Origin of the sequence: Paenibacillus sp. P3E, from assembly GCF_001909045.1 — a bacterium.
GTDB classification, from domain to species: Bacteria; Bacillota; Bacilli; order Paenibacillales; family Paenibacillaceae; genus Paenibacillus_AQ; species Paenibacillus_AQ helianthi.
This window is the reverse complement of record NZ_LVWH01000014.1, coordinates 35,262-52,389: the sequence shown is the minus strand read 5'-3', so window position 1 is coordinate 52,389 and position 17,128 is coordinate 35,262. Positions and strand designations below refer to the sequence as shown.

Annotated in this window: 14 protein-coding genes; all 14 read right to left on the bottom strand. The window is 46.7% G+C overall.

Annotated elements, in window-relative coordinates:
- Positions 1-43 precede the first annotated feature (43 nt).
- The 14 genes from argB to A3842_RS03445 all read right to left on the bottom strand — a co-directional run bounded on the left by argB (position 44) and on the right by A3842_RS03445 (position 17,115).
- The gene (argB, locus tag A3842_RS03515; protein ID WP_074100453.1) at positions 44-862 is read right to left on the bottom strand and encodes an acetylglutamate kinase; all 819 of its coding nucleotides are present in this window, start codon (positions 860-862) and stop codon (positions 44-46) included.
- A gap of 40 nt (positions 863-902) precedes the next feature.
- Complete coding sequence (argJ, locus tag A3842_RS03510) at positions 903-2,135, bottom strand: bifunctional glutamate N-acetyltransferase/amino-acid acetyltransferase ArgJ (RefSeq protein WP_074100452.1); 1,233 nt, start codon at positions 2,133-2,135, stop codon at positions 903-905.
- A gap of 21 nt (positions 2,136-2,156) precedes the next feature.
- Positions 2,157-3,212, bottom strand: coding sequence for an N-acetyl-gamma-glutamyl-phosphate reductase (gene argC, locus A3842_RS03505; protein ID WP_074100451.1), 1,056 nt, complete (start codon positions 3,210-3,212; stop codon positions 2,157-2,159).
- A gap of 169 nt (positions 3,213-3,381) precedes the next feature.
- A complete protein-coding gene (locus tag A3842_RS03500) occupies positions 3,382-4,275 on the bottom strand; it encodes a YitT family protein (RefSeq protein ID WP_074100450.1) in 894 nt (297 codons plus the stop codon).
- A gap of 106 nt (positions 4,276-4,381) precedes the next feature.
- Positions 4,382-5,495 (bottom strand): peptide chain release factor 2 gene (prfB, locus tag A3842_RS03495; protein WP_143186146.1). Its coding sequence is split into 2 segments (ribosomal slippage): positions 4,382-5,422 and positions 5,424-5,495, totalling 1,113 coding nucleotides; the frame shifts between segments, so codons are not numbered across the junction.
- 534 nt (positions 5,496-6,029) lie between these two features.
- Positions 6,030-8,537 (bottom strand): preprotein translocase subunit SecA, encoded by a 2,508-nt coding sequence (gene secA, locus A3842_RS03485; RefSeq protein WP_074100447.1) that lies wholly within the window; start codon positions 8,535-8,537, stop codon positions 6,030-6,032.
- A gap of 316 nt (positions 8,538-8,853) precedes the next feature.
- Positions 8,854-9,405 carry a ribosome hibernation-promoting factor, HPF/YfiA family gene (hpf, locus tag A3842_RS03480; RefSeq protein WP_074087283.1) on the bottom strand — a complete coding sequence of 184 codons (552 nt, stop codon included), beginning with the start codon at positions 9,403-9,405 and terminating at the stop codon, positions 8,854-8,856.
- Between the two features lie 197 nt (positions 9,406-9,602).
- Positions 9,603-11,030, bottom strand: a complete 1,428-nt coding sequence (locus A3842_RS03475; protein WP_074100446.1) for an S-layer homology domain-containing protein — start codon at positions 11,028-11,030, stop codon at positions 9,603-9,605.
- Positions 11,031-11,372: 342 nt separating this feature from the next.
- Positions 11,373-11,570 (bottom strand): cold shock domain-containing protein, encoded by a 198-nt coding sequence (locus A3842_RS03470; protein ID WP_019915069.1) that lies wholly within the window; start codon positions 11,568-11,570, stop codon positions 11,373-11,375.
- A gap of 227 nt (positions 11,571-11,797) precedes the next feature.
- A complete protein-coding gene (locus A3842_RS03465; protein WP_074100445.1) occupies positions 11,798-12,133 on the bottom strand; it encodes a flagellar protein FliT in 336 nt (111 codons plus the stop codon).
- The gene (gene fliS, locus A3842_RS03460) at positions 12,126-12,518 is read right to left on the bottom strand and encodes a flagellar export chaperone FliS (protein WP_074100444.1); all 393 of its coding nucleotides are present in this window, start codon (positions 12,516-12,518) and stop codon (positions 12,126-12,128) included. Before fliS ends, A3842_RS03465 begins: the two co-directional genes overlap by 8 nt.
- Before the next feature lie 28 nt (positions 12,519-12,546).
- Positions 12,547-14,319 (bottom strand): flagellar filament capping protein FliD, encoded by a 1,773-nt coding sequence (fliD, locus tag A3842_RS03455; RefSeq protein ID WP_074100443.1) that lies wholly within the window; start codon positions 14,317-14,319, stop codon positions 12,547-12,549.
- Between the two features lie 20 nt (positions 14,320-14,339).
- Positions 14,340-14,756, bottom strand: a complete 417-nt coding sequence (locus tag A3842_RS03450; protein WP_074100442.1) for a flagellar protein FlaG — start codon at positions 14,754-14,756, stop codon at positions 14,340-14,342.
- A gap of 787 nt (positions 14,757-15,543) precedes the next feature.
- Positions 15,544-17,115 carry a DUF2920 family protein gene (locus A3842_RS03445; RefSeq protein WP_074100441.1) on the bottom strand — a complete coding sequence of 524 codons (1,572 nt, stop codon included), beginning with the start codon at positions 17,113-17,115 and terminating at the stop codon, positions 15,544-15,546.
- Between the last annotated feature and the right edge of the window lie 13 nt (positions 17,116-17,128).

Sequence of the window (17,128 nt, the reverse complement as noted above, 5' to 3'; positions counted from 1 at the left end):
CCACCATGCTGCTTCCGGTATTCCCGTCAGCGCTTGTTATTAGTTATGAACGAATAATCCGTGTTCCCAGCTCTTCACCCTGCAGCACCCGGCTGAGCACCCGTGGCTCTTTGCCGTCAACAATCACTACTTCGGACACACTGCCCTGAATACAATCGATCGCCGCGCGTACTTTGGGAATCATCCCGCCATAAATTTCGCCGCTTTCGATCAAGTCTTCAATCTGTCCCACCGTCACAGACGAGAGTACCGTTTTGCGGCCATCCAGTGTACGCATTATGCCCGGAACATCCGTAACGACGATCATTTGGGGCGACCCGATAAAAGAAGCCACCGCCCCCGCCGCCGTATCCGCATTAATGTTGTACCGCTGGCCTCCGGCATCCACACCAATCGGCGCGATTACAGGGATATAGCCCATGGCCAGAACACCCTGCACAATCTCTGCGTTGACCTCTGTCACTTCACCAACCAGCCCCACTTCATCACTGTTCGCGACCAGCCGGGCGGTGATCAGCCGTCCATCCACACCGGATAAGCCTAGCGCTTGCCCCCCGCTGCCCTGAATCCTTCGGACAATTGCCTTGTTAATGCTTCCGGACAGCGTCATCTCCACCACATCCAGCACTTCCTCGGTCGTCACCCGCAGGCCGTTCACGAAGCGGCTCTCAATGCCAAGCTTCTCCAGATTGCCGGATATCGCCGGCCCACCTCCGTGCACGATGACGGGCTGGGCACCGCTCTCCTGCAGCTCCCGCAAATCATCAAAAAACGAATCCGGAAGCGCCGCCAGCGTACTGCCGCCACATTTCATCACGAACAGTCCGCCAGCTTTATGATTCTCAGTAGGTTCTATAGTCATTTTTCGTTATCCTCCCCGTAAGTGGAGTGCCAGCCAAGAATCAGGTACGGTATGCGGCATTAATGCGCACATAGTCATACGTCAGGTCGCAGCCCCAGGCAGTAGCCTTGCCGTCTCCGTCAGACAAAGCTACGGTAATCAGCACAGTATCGCTTTTTTGCAAATAATGCAGAGCTTTCTCTTCATCAAAAGCCACTGGCCGCGACTGCTTGAGCACCTCAATTCCGCCAAGTGATATATCCACCCGTTCCGGCGATACCGGCACCCCTGCGCGTCCTACTGCGGCAATCACTCTCCCCCAATTGGCATCCGCGCCAAAAATCGCTGATTTCACAAGACTGGAACCGACCACCGTTTTGGCAATTGCAGCCGCAGCCTCATCGTGTACCGCACCACTGATCTGCACCTCAATCAGCTTCGTCGCCCCTTCACCATCACGGGCAATGGCCATGGCCAGACTCTGGCAGACATGCGTAAATGCCGCGGCAAAAGCATCCCAGTCCGCATGCAGACGTGTCAGCTTTTCATTCCCCGCAAGTCCGCTCGCCATCGTAATCAGCATATCATTAGTGCTTGTATCTCCATCTACCGTAATCATATTAAAAGTCGTATTCGTCGCAGTACGCAACAGACTGAGCAAATCATCGCCGTCAATTACAGCATCCGTGGTCATGAAACCCAGCATGGTTGCCATATTGGGATGAATCATCCCCGAACCTTTGGCAGCTCCGGCAATCGTTACTTCTATATCCCCGACCTTTACTTTCACACAGCATTCTTTTTTGACCAGATCTGTGGTGAGGATCGCCTGGCAGAACTCCTCTGCTCCGGCAGCTCCTCCATCCAGCTTCTCAGGCAGTCCGGCAATCCCGTTTCGCACACAGTCCATCTTCAGCAATTCGCCGATCACACCGGTAGAAGCAACCGCAACATCCTGTTCATTCACACCTAAGCGGCGGGCCGCGGCAGCACGCATTTCATAGGCATCGGCTTCGCCTTGATCACCTGTACAGGCATTCGCATTCCCGCTGTTCACGATAACTGCCTGAAGTGTACCATTCACCAGACTCTCCCGCGTTACCTGAAGCGGTGCAGCCTGAAAAACATTCGTTGTATATACAGCAGCCGCTGTCGCCGGAACCTCGCAGAGGATGGCTGCCAGGTCATTGCGCTCTGTTTTTTTGAGGCCGCAGTGCAGCCCGCCAGCCCTGAATCCCTTAGGTGTCGTAACACTTCCGCCTTCCAAGACGGTAAAACCTTGCTTATCACTCATTGTATAGTTGACCGCTGAACCTTAAGGATACACTGGTGTGTAGCCCAGGCCGCGGGTTTCCTCCCATCCCATCATCAAATTCAGGTTTTGAATCGCTTGCCCTGCTGCGCCCTTAACAATATTGTCAATGACGGATACAATGGTCACCCGACCTGTACGGGCATCTGTGGCAAAACCGATATCACAATAATTAGAACCGCTGACCTCTTTGGTTGCTGGCAGCACACCAGCGTCACGAACCCGCACAAACGGCCGTCCTGCATAATATTTACGATATAAGTTCACAAAATCCTGCTCGTTGTACCCACCGTTCATCCCGGCGTACATCGTACTCATAATCCCGCGGGTCATCGGCACGAGATGTGTAGTGAATGTCACCGTCACTTTCTCTCCGGATATCTCCGTCAGGGTCTGTTCAATCTCCGGAATATGCTGATGCTTGTTCACCTTATAAGCTTTGAAATTCTCATTGATTTCGGAGTAATGGACCATCAGACTCGTTCCCCGGCCTGCCCCGGACACACCCGATTTCGCATCAATAATAATGCTGTCATGCTTGATCCAGCCCGCCTGCAGCGCCGGAATTAAGCCCAGCAGCGAAGCGGTAGAATAACAGCCTGGATTGGAAATGAAGTCTGCCCCGGCCGTACGTTCGCCGAACACTTCGCATAATCCGTATACAGCCTGCTGTAAATAGGAATCAGACGGAGCCGGATGTTTATACCATTGCTCATACTCTGCGCCGTCCTTCAGCCGGAAGTCACCGGACAGATCGACGACCTTCAGGCCTGCCTCCAGTAGCTGCGGCACCAGCTTGGCACTGACACCCGACGGTGTTGCTGTAAATACCACATCTGCCCTGTCGGCAATCTCTGCCGCGTCCACTCCATCCAGATTGCGCTGCACAATGCCTGTTAAATGAGGAAACCCTTCCTCAATAGGCGCACCTGCGCTTGAAGAGGAAATCACTGAAGTAATCTCTATATCAGGATGGTTCTGCAGCAGCCTGATCAGCTCCACGCCCCCATAACCCGTTGATCCAACAATAGCCGCTCTCAGCTTGCCTGTCACTGTCATCCCCGCTTCCTGCCTGTTATGAATATCATGAATACCGTCCTTGGAAATATGTATTATTATACGACCGAATTAATATAAATACAACATGTAACGTCAAGTTTATTAAGCAAGTAAGATATTAGCGTAAAGCATATAATACTCATTTTTCCAAAAAAAGAGTGCAGACCCCCTAAGGAGACTGCACTTCTCTTTTAAACCCTTCGCCCAACACTTCATGTGCCTCGGTAATAATGACGAACGCCCCCGGATCAACAGAACGCACAATTGCCTTCAGCCGGGTAATCTCATTTTGGCCCACAACGACCATAAGCACTGTGCGGTTATCGCCCGTATAGCCACCTTGCGCATTCAGCTTGGTTAGACCACGGTCCAGATCGTTCAGGATGGCCTGAGAGATCTCTTCCGTCTTATCGGCAATAATGTAGGCCACCTTGGTCGTGCTGAAGCCAACCTCCAGCGCATTGATGACCCGGCCCGTCACAAACAAGCCAATCAGCGCATACATTGCCTGTTCCATTCCCAGTACAAAAGCAGCCAGCGTAATCACCGTACCATCCAGCAGTACCACAGACAGCGAGAAGCTGAATCCCGTAATCTTCTGAATAATCTGCGCCAAAATGGTCAAGCCTCCCGTGGAGCCGCGCCCGCGGAATACCAGCCCCAGACCCAAACCCACCCCAATCCCGCCATAAATAGAAGCCAGCAGCGGATTCGTGGTCGGCACAGGCCCGTCTTTCGTCAAAAAAATAAACAGCGGCAGCACAAAGCTGCCGAGCAACGACCGAATTCCATATTGCTTGCCCAGGAATATCACCCCAAGAATAAACAGCGGAATGTTCAGCGCCCACTGGGTGAAGGCAGGTTCGGCTTTAAACCAGGCTTCCGCGAGTACGGATAACCCCGATACCCCTCCGGAAGCGATTTGGTTCGGCAGAAAAAACAGATTAAAAGCAAGCCCCGTAATCAGTGAGCCCACCAGAATCAGCACAATATCCACCGTATGGCGCAATGGCCCGTTCAGCGGAATCAGCGGGGGTTTATTGCGTGAATTGATTTTTTGCATGCAGAGTTATTCTCCTTAACGTTTATACTTGAAGCTATTATACACCCTAAACTTCTCAAAAAAATTCCTACACCTCCGAAGACGCGTAGGAATTATCATTATCCCCTTATTCTGCTTCTGTCTTAATCTGGCTGCGCAAATATCCGTCGATAAAAGCGTCCAGATCGCCGTCCATCACCGCTCCAACATTACCGGTTTCCACGGAAGTACGGTGATCCTTTACCATACTATAGGGATGGAATACATAGGAGCGGATCTGGCTTCCCCATGCAATATCCGATTGCTCGCCGCGAATCTCATCGAGATGTTGCTGCTGCTCCTGCAGCTTGCGCTCATACAGCTTGGAACGCAGCATTTTCATCGCTTGTTCACGGTTCTTGATCTGTGAGCGTTCATTCTGGCACGTTACCACTACGCCGGTTGGCAAGTGAGTAATACGCACTGCAGAATCCGTTGTATTAATATGCTGACCGCCCGCACCACTGGCCCGGTACGTATCGATTTTCAGATCCTCGGTACGGATATCCACCTCTACATCATCTGCAATCTCGGGTACCACATCACAGGATACAAACGAGGTATGGCGTCTGCCTGAGGCATCGAACGGGGAAATGCGCACCAGCCGGTGTACTCCCTTTTCGGCCTTCAGATAGCCATAGACATTGTAGCCTTTGATCAAAAGCGTAACACTCTTAATCCCCGCTTCGTCGCCCGGCAAATAATCCAGGACCTCTACCTTGAAGCCGCGTTTCTCCGCCCAGCGGGTATACATGCGTAACAGCATCTGCCCCCAATCCTGGGACTCCGTTCCGCCAGCACCGGGATGCAGCTCCAATATGGCATTGAGCTTGTCATACGGCTGGTTGAGCAGCAGCTGAAGCTCGAATTCATCGACCTTGCCAGCCACACTGCGAATCGTTCCAGCAACCTCTGTCGCCAAATCCTCATCGCCCTCTTCATCCGCCAGCTCCGCCATCATCGCCGCATCATCATATTCCTGCTGCAGCTTCTCATATTGATCTACGGATGATTTCACCGCGTTCATCTCGGCGATGACGCCTTGTGCCTTCTCTGGATCATCCCAGAATCCGGGCGCTGCCATCTTTTCTTCGAAGTTGGATATCATCTCCTGCTTCAGATCTAAGTCAAAGAGACCCCCTAAGGTCTGTAAGTTTCTTGCCTATTTCACGCAGGTCCTGCTTAACATTAGGATCAATCATGTGTGATCACTTCACCTTTCAAAATAAAATCATTGCGCCGGGTCGGCTGGATTGAGCCTGGGGCATATTATTGTTACCCCCCGCTGTCGGATGCTCGTTCTTTTCCACACTATTTTCGGTGGTTGCCGTAACTGCGGGGAATGTTTGGACTTCCGGCCGCTGTTGTTCACAGATTTCCTGATTGGAGACCGCCGCCCGCGGTTGAAATCTGTGAACAAAGGCGGACGCATTCGCTCCTCCAGTTCCAAACTTCCCCTCCGTTACTCCCACCTGAATCCAGGTTTCAAGAATTACGCCTTCCGCTTCGCTCAGGAATCAACATAGCTCCCAAGCTCAAAAAAGCGGCCGGGCCGCAAACGGGGAGTCCCCCGGGCCCAGCCGCTTTTTATTGTCATTATAACCCTTGAACTGTGGAGCAAGACATAAAGTACATAAAGTACAGTTCTGTAAACAGCTTTTGCAGATTAATGTCTGCGCACTGGTTTACTGAAAAAGATAAAGCTGAAAGCCGGAAAATCAAAAGGCCCGCTGTACTTACGCGTTCTGTCCATGGCAGTTCTTGTATTTCTTGCCGCTGCCGCAAGGGCATGGATCGTTGCGGCCGATAGCGGCCTCAACATGCACAGGCTGCTTCTCAGCAGGCTCGCCATTAGTAGAGATCTTATTCTCTTCCACTACGGATTGCCGTTCCTGATTGGTTTCAATATGCGCCTTCATAATGTAGGTCGCAACTTCCTCCTGAATGGTAGCGGTCATGGCATTGAACATTTCAAAGCCTTCAAATTGATATTCGCGGAGCGGGTCAGTACCACCATACGCGCGCAAGTGAATCCCTTGACGAAGCTGATCCATCGCATCAATATGATCCATCCATTTACTGTCAACCGAACGCAAGACGATAACCTTTTCGAATTCACGCACCAGCTCAGAGCCAAGGCGTTCTTCACGGGCTGCGTACTTCTCCAGTACACGGCCAAAGATGAATTCGATGATCTCTTCAACTTCTTTGCCCCACATATCGTCCCGTGTCAGCTCGCCTTCTTCCAAAAGCTTGCTGTTCACATAATCAGCAACCTCCTGCAGCTCCCAGTTCTCGGGAATATCGTCACTGCAGTGGGCATGAACAATACGGTCAATAACCGGCTTGATCATTTCAATTACGACGTCTTTGATATTGTCAGACTCCAGAATCTCGCGGCGCTGCTTGTAGATAATCTCACGCTGCTGATTCATGACGTCATCATATTGAAGTACGACTTTACGAATATCGAAGTTGTTGCCTTCGACACGTTTTTGGGCGGATTCTACAGCACGCGTGATCATACGGCTCTCGATCGGCTGATCCTCTTCAAACCCAAGACGGTCCATCATGTTCAGCACGTTGTCTGCACCAAAACGCTTCATCAGTTCGTCACCGAGCGACAAGTAGAACTGAGTGGAACCCGGGTCGCCTTGACGTCCCGCGCGGCCGCGCAGCTGATTGTCGATCCGGCGTGATTCATGGCGTTCTGTACCAATGATATGCAGACCTCCGAGATCTGTCACTCCTTCACCGAGTACGATATCCGTCCCGCGTCCTGCCATATTCGTAGCAATAGTTACGGTTCCCGGCTGACCTGCATGGGAGATGATCTCTGCTTCCGCCGCATGATGCTTGGCATTGAGCACCTGGTGTCTTACACCTTTGCGTTTCAGCATTTCCGATACACGTTCGGAGTTCTCAATAGAAACCGTACCTACCAGCACGGGTTGATTCTTTTTGTGGCGCTCCACAATTTCTGCTACCACTGCGTTAAACTTACCGTTTTCGCTTTTGTATACAACGTCCGGCATATCCGCACGCTGGTTCGGTTTATTGGTTGGCACCTGCAGAACTTCCAGACCATAGATCTTCTTGAACTCTTCTTCTTCGGTCTTCGCAGTCCCCGTCATACCACCCAGCTTACGGTACATCCGGAAGTAGTTCTGGAAGGTAATAGTAGCCAGGGTCATACTCTCATTCTGCACCTGAATTTCTTCTTTGGCTTCGATAGCCTGGTGCAACCCGTCACTATAACGGCGTCCCGCCATCAAACGGCCGGTGAATTCATCGACAATAACAACCTCGTCCTCATTCACTACATAATCAACATCGCGGCGCATAATTACGTTCGCCTTGAGCGCTTGAACAATGTGATGATTCAGAGTTACATTGGCATGGTCATACAGATTTTCCACCCCAAAAGCGCGTTCTGCCGTAGCCACACCTTTTTCAGTCAAAGCCACGGATTTCACCTTGATATCAACAGTATAATCCTCTTCCGCAGTCAGTCTCTTTACAAAACGGTCTGCTGCATAATACAGCTCCGTCGATTTCTCGGCCTGTCCGGAGATAATAAGAGGAGTCCGCGCTTCATCAATCAGGATGGAGTCAACTTCATCAATAATACAGAAATAGAGCGGACGCTGAACCATTTGCTCCTTATAGAGCACCATGTTATCGCGCAGGTAGTCAAAACCGAACTCGTTGTTTGTGCCATACGTAATATCGCAGGCATAAGCTTCTTGCTTATCAGCATGGTCCATGCCGTTCAGGTTTACCCCAACCGTCATACCCAGGAAGTTATAAATTTGTCCCATCTGCGCACTGTCGCGCTGAGCCAGATAGTCATTGACCGTTACAACATGTACACCTTTGCCGAGCAAAGCGTTCAGATAGACCGGCAGTGTACCTACCAGCGTCTTGCCTTCACCCGTCTTCATCTCGGAGATCCGGCCTTCATGCAGCGCCATACCTCCAACTAATTGAACGTCAAAATGCCGCATGCCCAGCGTCCGTTTGGAAGCTTCGCGTACGGTTGCAAATGCCTCGGGGAGAATTTCCTCCAAGGTTTCACCCTTCTCAATCCGGGCACGGAATTCATTGGTCTTGGCTTTCAGTTCTTCATCCGAAAGTGATACGAAATCGGGCTCCAACCCATTAATTACATCGACCGTCTTCATGAGACGTTTGACATCACGTTCATTGGTGTCGCCGAATATTTTTTTTACAAGTCCTAGCATGGTTAACCCCTTTCATGCAACACAGATGGTGGAACCGAGCCCATCCTCACTAATATTGAAAGGGCCATATATGATTTCGATTCCGCTGCTTCATAAATTGTAACAGTTTGTAAGAGAAGCCGCAATACAAGCAGCCGCAACCTTATTTTTCAAGTGATCTCATTACTGCCAAAGTGCCGCTATTTTGTCATAAACACATGTATATACGCACAAGAGCCCTATTCGCTTATGGCGAATAGGGGCTCGGTTAATTTTCTTTTGTCAGACTGAAGTAAATCTCTGCTCCAAGTCGGGTTACGGCTTCATGCATCCAAACCTAGTCTTGTTCGATCAGGCCATACTTGCCGTCATTGCGTTTGTAAACAACGCTAACTTCAGAAGTATCAATATTGGAGAACACGAAGAAATTATGTCCAACCATGTTCATTTGCAGGATCGCTTCTTCTACATCCATAGGCTTCAAAGTGAAGCGCTTGTTCCGCACGACTTCCAAATCATCGTAATCCTGTTCCTCAACAGCAATGCTGCTTGGTGCTCCTTCCACAAAGAGCGTTTTCAGGCTTCCTTCCTGACGGAACTTACGATTGAGCTTGGTTTTGTGTTTGCGAATCTGGCGTTCCAGCTTGTCCACCACGGCATCGATGGATGCGTACATATCATCGCTGCGGTCTTCCGCACGAAGCGTTACACCTGCTAGCGGGATCGTGACTTCCACCGTATGAAGGCCGCGAACAACGCCAAGCGTCACATATCCTTCTGAGGTAGGGGGTGCATCGAAGTACTTCTCAAGTCTGCTGAGCTTCTTATCAACATAATCTCTCAAAGCGTCGGTCACTTCAATTTGTTGACCTCGAATGCTGAATTGCATGGGCACTCCTCCTTTGTTTACATAGCCATTATACCAAATTGTCAGGCCTAAGTAAAAAACAAATCATGACAGTGTTTACATCCAGCTAACAAAAGATGTCACAGCCCCCCCATATACATAAATAGGTCCGGCCAGAGCAACTCAAGCTGCCTGGGCCGGACCTAGTGTTATCGGTTAATATTGCAATTATCCAGCTCTTACTTGGTTTGAATACGCAGAATTTCTACAGGTGACCAGACACTGCCGGAACCTGTAATAAAGTATACCTTGTAGCTTGTTTTGGCAGTTAGCCCAGTCAAGCTCAGTGTCTGTCTTACCGCCGGTGAAGGCGCCGGAGTGATCCAACCTGTCCAAGGTGCGGCAAGTTGGCCCCCTGAGCTGTTTTGTCCGGCAGCAATCTGCGCCGCAGTCGGGTTGGCGGCATTAGCCGGCAGTACTACATATCTTACTGGAGCCGAAGCACCACCTGTCTGCCCATATTTCACATAGACATCTGCTGTCACTGTTCCCATATGTCCCGGTTCAACCAGCGTGATCGATGTTGGAGTACTAGTGTTCGTCTTCAAAAGAAGCTTCGATACCGTTGACATGTTCCCGGCAGTATCTGTAACGATGATGTATGTTGCATATTCTGTATTAGGCTGCAACCCGTATACCGAAAAAGAAACAGTTGACCCTGCCGATGTGGCCTTGGTTCCATAGTTCACTCCTTGGGTTCCAGCACTTGTCTTTCCCAGTTTTACCTGCGAGGCACTAGGATTCGGCATGCTGCTGCTGTAAGGAGCCACCACATAATAGATTGCTCCGGTTACGGATGGAGTAAGGTACACATCTGCTGTCACCGAACCCACATGTCCATAAGTTACACCACTTACTGATGGTGTAGTGATAACACCACCGCCGCCACTACCTCCGCCACTACCGCCACCTGGTACAGGGGTTGCAGTGGGAGTAGGAGTTGCGCCAGGCGCAGGCGTCGCTGATGGAGTTGGTGTAGGGGTCACTCCAGGGGTAGAAGGCTTAAATACAACCGAATTGCTGATAATCCCCACAGCCTCTGCCCGGGTCAGCGATCTCTTAGGACCAAAGGTTCCATCCGGGTACCCGTTGATGATCTTTTTACCTGCTGCGGCTGCCACTGCCCCTTTTGCCCAAGCGGCAATTTGAGCATTGTCTTTAAAGGTTGTAGAAGCTGCGGCGGTATTCAAGCTAAGCAATTTGGCAGCAATGACTGCTGCCTCTTGTCTGGTCAAAGGATTAGCGGGACGGAATGTTTTATTCTCATAACCACCGATATAACCGGCTTGCACGGCTTTCGCCACCTCGGAGTATACCCAGTTAGTCTTTTTCACGTCGGTGAAGCTGATCGTTCCCGTATCCTTGAACCCGAACAGACGATTAATCAGTGCTACATATTCGCCGCGCGTTATCGCCTTGTTAGGCTTCACCGTACCATCCGGGTAACCGCCTAGATACCCTTTATTCAGCCAATCCTGCAATTGCGTCTGCGCCCAGTGTCCTTGAATATCCTTGGGGGCAGGGGCAGCAGAGACACTGCCTAGAGATCCGAGTAACATGCTTGCACCCAGTATCCCTGTCATTAATCCACGCCACGTCTTTTTCATTCTGCTTTTCATCCTCCTGAGTGTTTGATGGGCATAGGCTTACTACATCGCTCCTGAACAACGGTCTCGCTCAAAAAGCCACACGCCTAAGCATAAAGAATGTACGTCGAGGCAAGATAGAAAGCCCAACGTCTTCTATTACCCAAATACTGGAGAATGTTAACATTTTCCGTTAAATTAATTTTACACTTTGTTTAATTCCAACTTAATTTCACCACATCTGGAACGATTTTTTGTAAAAAAGCATTAAAAAAGACCCTGGGGAAAATCCCCAGGGTCTACGCTAGCGTTGTCTCAATTGCTAACCATCTACCATATATGTAGGTCGGCTGCGCCGGATGATTATAATTTGATGACGTTAGCTGCTTGTGGTCCGCGTGCACCTTCAACGATGTCGAACTCTACGGATTGGCCTTCATCCAAAGTCTTGAAACCGTCAGTTTGAATCGCGGAGAAGTGTACGAATACGTCGCCACCATCGGCAGTTTCGATAAAACCATAACCTTTTTCTGCGTTAAACCATTTAACTTTACCTTCCATTGACTAAACATTCCCTTCGTCATCAGATGAACGTGAGTCTTGCTCACAACTCGACTATACCACCGCTGCTTCTCCATTGTCAATTGGAATAGTAAATGTTTACTTTCAATATTTTACCATCCAATAAATAACCAAATTTAAGCAAAAATTGTGATATTCGGATCAAAAAAAGGAGCAGACGGTATATAATACCCGGCTGCTCCTGAGATGAAACATTTGGAAAAATATTATTTTCGGCGGTCCATGAGAATGCTGTCCGCACTGTATTTCGCTTCATATGCACTCCGCTGCACTTTGGCATGGTTGCGCTTCTGCAGAAAGTCTTGTGCCTCCAACCGCAAGACATTCATACGGTCTAGTAGGGCGTAGTCATGCTCCAAAATCCGATGAATTTCTTCCTTTTGTGCAGAAGTAGACTGACAAATTGCGACTTGTTCTGCAATCGAATCGACAATCTCCTGCCGTTCCTCTACGAAAGCCTCAAGCTCCTCATACGTCGCTTCCTGAAGCCGGCCCATCATCTCCCGAGTGAGCTGATCCAGATTGCGGATAAGTTCATCCATTCGCCGTCTCGGTCTGGCCTGCCGCAAGCTTCGAGGCTTGGAGCCAGGTTTCACGCAGTTCGATCAGATAGCCGATGGCTTCTTCGGCTTTCTCCGGGCTTTTGCGAATGTTGGATTCTACCAATAAAAAATTCGTATATTCATATAGGGAGAAAAGATTCTGAGACACTTCATAAGAATGATCTAAGGTACTCATTAATTCACTGACAATGGTCTGGGCCTTACCAAAGTTAAGGTTTGATTTTTCGTAATCTTTTTTACTAAGCCCATCTAAAGCTGTTCTAACAAAGCGAATGGCCCCATCGTATAGCATAATCACAAGCTGTGCTGGTGTAGATGTCTGAACAGAGGACTGCCGGTATTTATCATAAGGAGATGTAAGCAAAATTCTCACCCTCTATTTTAAAATTATCTTAGCTGGAAGCAGGGAACAGGCTGGATGACTGGGACTGCAACTTATTCATTGCTGTTTCCATGGCTGAGAACTGTTTGTAGTAACGAGTTTCCTGATTATCCAGGTAATCTTGCATAGACCCAATCCGCTTATTATAATCTTTGAGCTTTTTGCCCATTACACTTTCTTCTTTGTAGGTGCTTGTAAGATCTCCTGAATACTTATTGGTACCAGCTCTATCAGAGATACTGCTCAATGCATCACTAACCCGCGTGGATAGCTTATCAAATAATCCGGAATCAGGATTACTTTGGGAGCCCTGAAGTAAATCCATGACGTCTTGCGAATTATTGCTAAGCGCTGTTCTCAACTTGCTTTCGTCCAAGTAAAGCTTGCCGTTCTCAAAATATGATCCTGTTGTAATTCCAATATCCTTAAGCTTACTTAGCTTTTCTGTAATATCCATTCTCATTGTGGACAGTAACGGTTTAAGGATATCGTCATTCTTAAGTAACCCGCTTTTTGCCTTTTCAGTCCAAGCGGTTATATCAGAGTCCTTCAGATCTTTCTTCTGCTCATCCGTTAAAGGGGTGAAATCACGATATTTCGCTTCGTCCAATTTTGCATTTAAAGACACTATCAAAGTATTATAGTCATTAATGAACCCCTTAACTGTTTCTACTGCCTTGTCTGCATCGACTTGTGTCGTTATTTTTGTCGGACTGTCCGTACCGTTAACATCCGTTTTTGCCACGAGTGTCAATTGTATACCATTTACTGCAAAAGTATTACTATCGTTTTCTAGGTTAGTCCCATTAATTGAATATTGAGCTTTTACACCGTCCGTTATCCCTATTCCTTTGAGTAACGGTGCATCATCACCTGTTACTGTTAACCGAGTAGTATTATCTACATTTGAGGTAACGATCAGTTCACCAGCAACAAATTTAGCTGTTGCATTCAAAGTAGCATTACCATTAATCTTGTCAATTATATTTTCGCTTCCTAAAAAACTAATATCTGTACCATCAATGGTTAATTTAAAGGTTTGCCCCCCCGCAACAGCAAGTGAAGTATCACTTACTGCACTTTTCAACTGGGCAAACGTTGTGGAGGCTGACTTTTTGGAGAACAAACCCAGCAATGAAGTATCCGCACTCAAAACGACTTTTCCTTTTGCTTCAGTTGTGAGTGTAGCATTCGTTGGAGGTCCGCTACTCTTAGCCGCCATAGACAACTTTCCAGTGATCTCATCAAATGTTGCGGTTACATTTGCCTTGGAATTACTATTTATACTAGCAATAACGGTAGAAATGGCCGTATCTCCCGTAAAGGAAAAATTTTCTCCATTCACTGTTAGCTGATAGCCCCCAGTTGGGGGAGTACTAGTAACATCCAAGTTTTTCTGCAATTGTGACAGTGTCGTTGCTGATGTAAACCCTGAGCCAGCCCCTGAAGTCTTTACAGTAGTCTTTGTAGCGAGCTGTGTAACACTAACATTCATGTCAACACCATTTGCCGTTGCTAACGCAGTGGCTTTTACAGCATCTGTATTACCGCTAACCACTGATTTATTGGTATTTAGAGATTCGTTACGGCCATATTTGTCAATCAACTTATTGCTGCGAAAGTCATATAGTTTACTATTCACTTCTCTGTAGCTGTCTCTGGTCCAGTTAAGGAGAGTTTTCTGTTGATTCAGTTTATCTAAGGGAACTCTTTTGGCAGTCATTAAGTTCTTTACCATACTGTCAATATCCATACCCGAGAAACCATTAATTCGAGATACCAATGTTTATTACACCTCCTGATTTATATCTTCTCGTCAACCAATATACCAGCAATCTCCATCATCTTGGCAACTAGGTCGAGAGTTTTTTCCGGCGGTACCTCTCGAATAAGCTCACCTGTGTCCTTATTCAAGACTTTGACCATAATATCATGTGTTTTCTCATGTATGCTAATTTCCAAAGTTGTCTGAGGACCCTGCAAAGACTTAACTGCCCGTTCAATGGTTTTAATTAGTTGCTCTTCAGCCATAGAGACGTTCGCACCTTGTCGTTCTCTGAGGTTCAGGTCCTTAACATCTTTGATTGCTGGTACAGACGAATCATCATTGTTCGTGGAGGCTGCTACAACAGGTGTAACGGGTCCATTGCCAGATAATAAATCGGACTTACTTTGGCTATTAACAACAGTGCTGGCGGAAAGTGAAAACTGTACATTCATCAAACCCCGACCTCCAAAAACCTCAATTATATATAGTATATATCGGTTTGCAGCAGGAAATGTTTAGGGTAGAGAAAGAATATTAGGCATAGTCCCCTCAGGAGTATATTAGAACTGTCCTTAATTTTGTCGTCATTACGTCTTCCAAATTACTGAACATATTATACAAATGAAGTAATTATAGCAGCTCTCACGCATAATTTCTTTTTCCGAGTCGCGGAAGGGGTACGGTTCGATTAACTAGGAGAAGAACGAAAAATCCCGGCAGATGATCATAGTCTAATGCTTTGCATTATGGTTTCCTTAACAGCACTTTTTCTTTTATTTTGTGGCCCACAAATATAAAGAAAGAGACTGAAGCAAGGATACTAACTCAAGTTACTCACCCTTGTTTACGCAAAGTAATCAGATTCCTAAGCAATCATAAAGTAGTTAGACCTACCAATAGGTTCAGAGTGGGGAAACCAATGTTTTTTCAATGCCATGAGATCATCTTTTTCTTTATGGTTAAAAGCGGAAGTTCCACACTCTTTGACCTTTAAAGTAAAATCCCAGTGAATGAACAAAAGAAGTAAGTTCAATTTGGTGCAGCAGTACGATCTGTTGATAGAGCAAAGATCCCCGCCAGAGTTGGGATGTTTCCAAATTCGTGCTTATTTGGATCACGGAACACAGGGACATCCATTTTATAGGAAGACAGCATCCGAATCCTTTTGGCCACTCCCTTTTTTTTGACATTGCTAACGTAAGAGTTCTGGCTACCGCGCAATCTACCAAATTGTATCCTTTAATACTGGTTTATATACGGAGCGAAAATGTTGTGTAACTCCTGTTTCCACAATAAAAAATTGGGTACGACCCGATCCACGAGTTCAGCCCCCAATAAATCCCACCACTCATTATTGAAGTGCATAACAGCTTCTAAAAGAGAATGTTCGAACTGTGTACTAGTTGCAGGTATGTTATTTTCACTAAGAAACCTAGAAAACGTATCTATACGTAAATTAATCTCAGTATGTGCATCTATTATATCCTGCATAACTAGAGCAGCATCATTATAGTTTTTGTCCGATACCTTATCAACGATAAAACTAAAACCTTCGCCTATCGAATCGCAAATATTCAATAAATCGCCCATTAACTGAAATGAGCTAATTAAATTATAATCTGTTTTTATGTTATCCGTTATGGTAACGTTCATTGTAAAATCATCCCTAAAATTAAAAATATAATTTTTATTACCGCAATTCAAAGAGTTAACTTGATTATTAATGAATTCGTTTTCGCTCTTTTCTTTCATCAATCCGTATTCGTTGTCCTGTTCGGCGACGTGGTCAAACAGTTTGCGTAAGGATGCATCCATCGCGTGTGCATATTTTTTAAAAAGCGTACCATCCAGATCACTCATTCCGACTCTTTTATAGTAGGTGGAATTATAATTGGATAACAGGGCCACCACTTTATCTTTATCTTCAACGGAGGCAATTTGATCCTCTTCGCAATGAAAAATGTAATAACGTGTATCCGATTTTACCCTATGCTCTCTAATAAATAGGTTACGAATTTGCTTATGAGAATCTCCAAAATAATGAGGTGATGTTTCATCCATGATCGTCCAAGGATTATTATATGCGAATGGCACAGTATAAAATTTATTATTGTAATTGACAGTAGCAGTAAAATCATGCTCTAATATTTCTCTACCCACGATATATTTCAAACGGGTACGTGAAAATCCTGAGTTGTCAATTATGACTGAGAATGTATTAGGCGCGAATTTGCCACAAAGCATCGCTATATAACCACCGTACGAACTACCGTAAGCAATTATCTTCCTCTTATTTATTGTAGGGTATCTTTTGAGAACATCTCCAAGAACAGTAAGATTATCAAGAGCAGGTAAAAACCCATAAGACTGATATTCATTCCGTTCCGTAATCTTCAAGGCTTGACAGCGGGGGTCTAACTGGAACAGCCCCCTTCTTTCAAGTAGTTCTCCTAACTTCACATAAAAATCGTGATCCGAAGTAATGTTATTCCAGTATGTACTTGGAGTTCCATAAATCTGTTCCATATTATGAATAAAGTGATCATCCATCTTCATATTATTTCCTCGGTATATACCAAAATAATTCAAAGAAACTACAATACAATTATATTTCTCAGCCAAGTATGGATTTAATTTTTCTAATTGATAACTCGAATTAGCAAGTCCGCCAAATCCAGGGATAGTTATTATTAGCCCAGTATCGTCGGTTATACTTTCAACTGGTAACGTAACATAATAGTCCAGTTCGTTTCTGCTAAAACCCAATTCAACATCTGCATGCGGTTGAATTATATAACATAAAGTCTCCAAAATTCCGGCCTCC